This window comes from Paracoccus sp. SY (genome assembly GCF_002901215.1).
Classification (GTDB): domain Bacteria; phylum Pseudomonadota; class Alphaproteobacteria; order Rhodobacterales; family Rhodobacteraceae; genus Paracoccus; species Paracoccus acridae.
On the sequence record NZ_NWMQ01000105.1, the window covers coordinates 1 to 3917 of the forward strand.

The window sequence follows — 3917 nt, forward strand, 5'->3', positions numbered from 1 at the left end:
TGGACCCAAAAACCTGAATACGTTTATATCGTCATTCCGGACCGACCGAAGCCCGGTCGCCGCGGGTCGGCTTGGGGTCGGCGATCTGGTCGTGACCCGCGACGCGGGGCTTCAGCCGGTCCGCTGGGTGGGCAGGCGCCTTCTGGGCCGGGACGAGTTGGAAGCCGCGCCCCACCTGAGCCCCCTCCGCATTGCGGCGGGCGCCCTGGGCAAGGGCGTGCCCGAGGCGAACCTGATCGTCTCTCCCCAGCATCGGGTGCTGGTTCGTTCGCGGATCGCGCAGAAGATGTTTGGCACGGACGAGGTGCTGGTGGCGGCCAAGCAGCTTTTGCTGGTCGAGGGCATCGACATCGCCGATGACCTGGACGAGATCACCTATGTCCACGTCCTGTTCGACGACCATCAGGTGGTCTGGTCCAACGGCGCGGAAACCGAGTCGCTGCACCCGGGCCGGCAGGCCCTGGACATGATCGGCCAAGCCGCGCGCGAGGAGATCCTCGCCTTGTTCCCCGAACTGCGCGAGGCAGGCTTTGTACGGCCCGCTGCCCGGCCCATGGTGTCGGGCCGCATGGGCCGGAAGCTGGCCATGCGCCACGCCCAAAACCACAAGCCCCTGGTGGCGTGAGCGCAGGCGACGAAAAAGCAGGGACCCGCCCAAAGCCGGTCCTTCCAAGATCAATGGCCACCAAGGACATGCCGAACGCGGAACAACCGCTTCCGGTCTCCACGCTCTTCCCGAAAGCGCGGTCCCTGGAGGGAAGGATCTGGATCAGGACAGGCTAAGACTTTCCCGCTATAATCCGGCTGTCTGAAATCTTGAAGATGGGCTGAACCCTGTGGTGCCGCAGAACCGGTTGTCCGTGAAGATCGGGCAATGTCCCTAGCGCCCGCGTTAGCCAAGCGGGTTGATCCGCCCGGGCACGGCCCCATGGCGCTGCCCGGCGTGAATGACGGCACGGTCGGCAAGGACGCGATCACCATTCCTTGCGAACATGTCTTGCTGGCGCGGGTGAAGCTGCCGTCCGTTCCACGTCGCGATCGGCAGGCAGCCCTGCGTTCGGCCGTCGAGGATCTTCTTGCAGAGCCGCTGGACCAGGTCCATATCGCTGCGGGACCGGAACTTGGGCAGGATGAGCGTCTTGTCGCGGTTCTTCGGCACAGCGTCATGGCGGAATGGGCACTCCTTGCCGATGCAGGACATGCGCGTCTTGTCCCCGATGTTCTGGCCCTGCCCGTCCCGCCCATGGGCAGCCTGCACGCGAGCGAGGCAGGCGGGCGGGTTCTGGTGCGGCTGCCCGATGGAACCGGCCTTGCGACGCGGACCGAGGTCTTTCCGACCTTCTGGCGTGCCGCGGGGATGCCGGGGATCGTGCTGTTCGGCGGCCAGTTGCCGCCAGAGCTTCAGATCGTCGCAGTGCAGGCAATGCCCGAGGACCCTCCCCCAGAGGCATTGACATTCGACCTGATGACAGACCGCTATGCCCGGAAGGGCCGGCGAAGGGTCAAGGGAATAGCCGCCGTCGCCCTGCTGGCGCTGATCGGGCATCTTGCAATCCTCGGCGCGGAAACGATCGCGCTTGAAAGGATTGCCCAGCGGCAGGCGGCCTTGGGGCGGGGCGAAGCTGCCGATTCCCCGACAGACCCGCAGACGATCCGTCCAGAGGCAGGACAGCAGCGGCAGGCAAACACGGCCCGCGAAGGACTGGCAACAGGCGGCGTTCTTCCGCTTCTGACCCAGGTCAGCGAAGCTCTGCCTGCCTTCGACGACGGAATGGTCGTCCGCACCCTGACGTTCGACGCCAGGACGGGCGAACTTGGAATGCTGGTCGAAGGACAGGATCTTGCCGCCTTGCACGATCTGGAAAGCCGACTTGGTGCCGCAGGGCTGAACATCTCCTCGGGGGCGGCAACAAGCAGCAATGGCACAGCCGAGATGCGGCTGGTCATCAGGGGGCCAATCCATGGACAATAGGCCGACATCGTTGCGGCTGCCTTTACGGGAATGGCTGAAGCTGAGCGGACGCGGGCGGATGGCAGCATGGGGCATGATCCTGGCTGTCACCGCCTTTCTGGTTCTGGACATCGCGTTGCGGCCCTTGCTTGCCGCCCGGTCCGAGGCCCTGGCCTCGATCGGAAAGCAGTCGAGATCGGCTGAACCGGCGCGTGCCTGGCACGATGACGGATCCGGGGATGTGCCGATTTCCGCCGTGGTCACCAGAACGGCCGCCGCCCGCGATCTGACGATCCGACGCATCGAAGCGGCAGATGAGGAAGTCGCACTGGCGATCGAAAAGGCGGACTTCAACGACATCGTCCGATGGATCGCCGAGCTTGAGATCGAACAAGGTCTGCGTGTCGTTGCCATGGATATGGATCGAACCACGGATCCAGGGATCGTGAATGCCACCATGACGGTGCGCCGGTGATGCCGGGAGTCCAGCCGGACAAGGTCCCCCTGCTGCCCTATGTCTTCGCACGGCGTCATGGTGTCCTGTTGCAAAACATCGAGGGTCGGACGACATGTCTGCACCGCTTCGATACGCCCCTCTTGGCCTTGGCCGAGGTGCAACGCGTCGCGGGATCCGCCATCGAGTATGAGGGTTTGCCCAACGCCCTTTTCTCCGAACGCCTTTCGCATCTTTACCGTGACGATGCGGTTTTGGCGTCTGCTGCGGCGGGGGATGCGGCGGGGGAGGGGGGCGGGCTTGGCTCTCTTGCGGACACGGCGGCGGTGGTGGACGATCTTCTGGACCGCTCGGGCGATGCGCCGGTGGTGCGGCTGATCAACGCGCTGCTGCTCGAGGCGATCCGCGAGCGCGCCTCCGACATCCATATCGAGACCGAGGAAAAGCGCCTGGTGGTGCGGCTGCGCGTGGACGGCATCCTGCGCCCGGTGCTGGAGCCCAAGCGCGCGCTGGCCCCCCTGCTGGTCAGCCGCATCAAGGTGATGGCGCGGCTCGACATCGCCGAAAAGCGCCAGCCCCAGGACGGCCGGGTGTCGCTGCGCGTGGGCCCCCACGAGATCGACGTGCGGGTGTCCACCATCCCCTCGCAGTTCGGCGAGCGCGTGGTCTTGCGGCTGCTGGACCGCGACCAGGCCCGGCTGGGGCTGGACCGGCTGGGCATGAGCGCGCGCGACGCCGAGGTCTTCGCCCGCCTGCTGGCGCGCCCCAGCGGCATGGTGCTGGTGACGGGGCCGACCGGGTCGGGCAAGACCACCACGCTTTACGCAGCCCTTGATCGGCTCAACGACCGGACGCGCAACATCATGACGGTCGAGGACCCGATCGAGTATTCGCTGGACGGCATCGGCCAGGTGCAGGTCAACCCGCAGGCCGAGCTGGGCTTTGCGCGCGGGCTGCGCGCCATCCTGCGCCAGGATCCCGACGTGATCATGGTGGGCGAGATCCGCGACCGCGACACCGCCCAGATCGCGGCCGAGGCGGCGATGACGGGCCATCTGGTGCTGTCAACGCTGCACACCACCACCGCCATCGGCGCGGTGTCGCGGCTGATCGACCTGGGGGTGGAACGGTTCCTGCTGGCGCCCATGCTGGTGGGGCTGGTGGCCCAGCGGCTGGTGCGCAGGCTGTGCCCGCATTGCCGCCGCCCCGACGCGGCCGGCCCGGCCGAGGCCGCCCTGCTCGAGGGCCTGGCCGTGGGCGAGCGGGTGTTTCGCGCCACGGGCTGCCCGGCCTGCCAGGGCCAGGGCTATGCGGGCCGCTTAGGCCTTTACGAGGTGATCGCCGTCAGCCGCGATCTCGAGGCGCTGATCCACGGCGGCGCCGCCGAGGCCGAGTTGACCCGCGCCGCCCGCCGCCACAGCCCCGGCCTTCTGGCCGACGGCCTGCGCAACATCCGAGACGCAAACACAACCGTCCAAGACGTCGCTCGCGTCTTCCAGGAGGAATGAGGCG

At 67.1% G+C, this 3917-nt stretch carries 4 protein-coding genes; all 4 read left to right on the plus strand.

All coding sequences use genetic code 11. From position 1 onward, the window contains the following. On the plus strand, nucleotides 1–625 hold a 625-nt coding region (locus CK944_RS21655; protein WP_239986210.1), incomplete at its 5' end, for a Hint domain-containing protein. Between the two features lie 303 nt (nucleotides 626–928). After that, complete coding sequence (gene gspL / locus CK944_RS21660; protein WP_158248121.1) at nucleotides 929–1972, plus strand: type II secretion system protein GspL; 1044 nt, start codon at nucleotides 929–931, stop codon at nucleotides 1970–1972. Then, on the plus strand, nucleotides 1962–2426 hold the full coding sequence (gspM, locus tag CK944_RS21665) for a type II secretion system protein GspM (protein ID WP_158248122.1): 465 nt from the start codon (nucleotides 1962–1964) through the stop codon (nucleotides 2424–2426). Before gspL ends, gspM begins: the two co-directional genes overlap by 11 nt. Next, the gene (locus CK944_RS21670) at nucleotides 2426–3913 is read left to right on the plus strand and encodes a GspE/PulE family protein (protein ID WP_103175116.1); all 1488 of its coding nucleotides are present in this window, start codon (nucleotides 2426–2428) and stop codon (nucleotides 3911–3913) included. Before gspM ends, CK944_RS21670 begins: the two co-directional genes overlap by 1 nt. The last annotated feature ends 4 nt before the right edge of the window (nucleotides 3914–3917 follow it).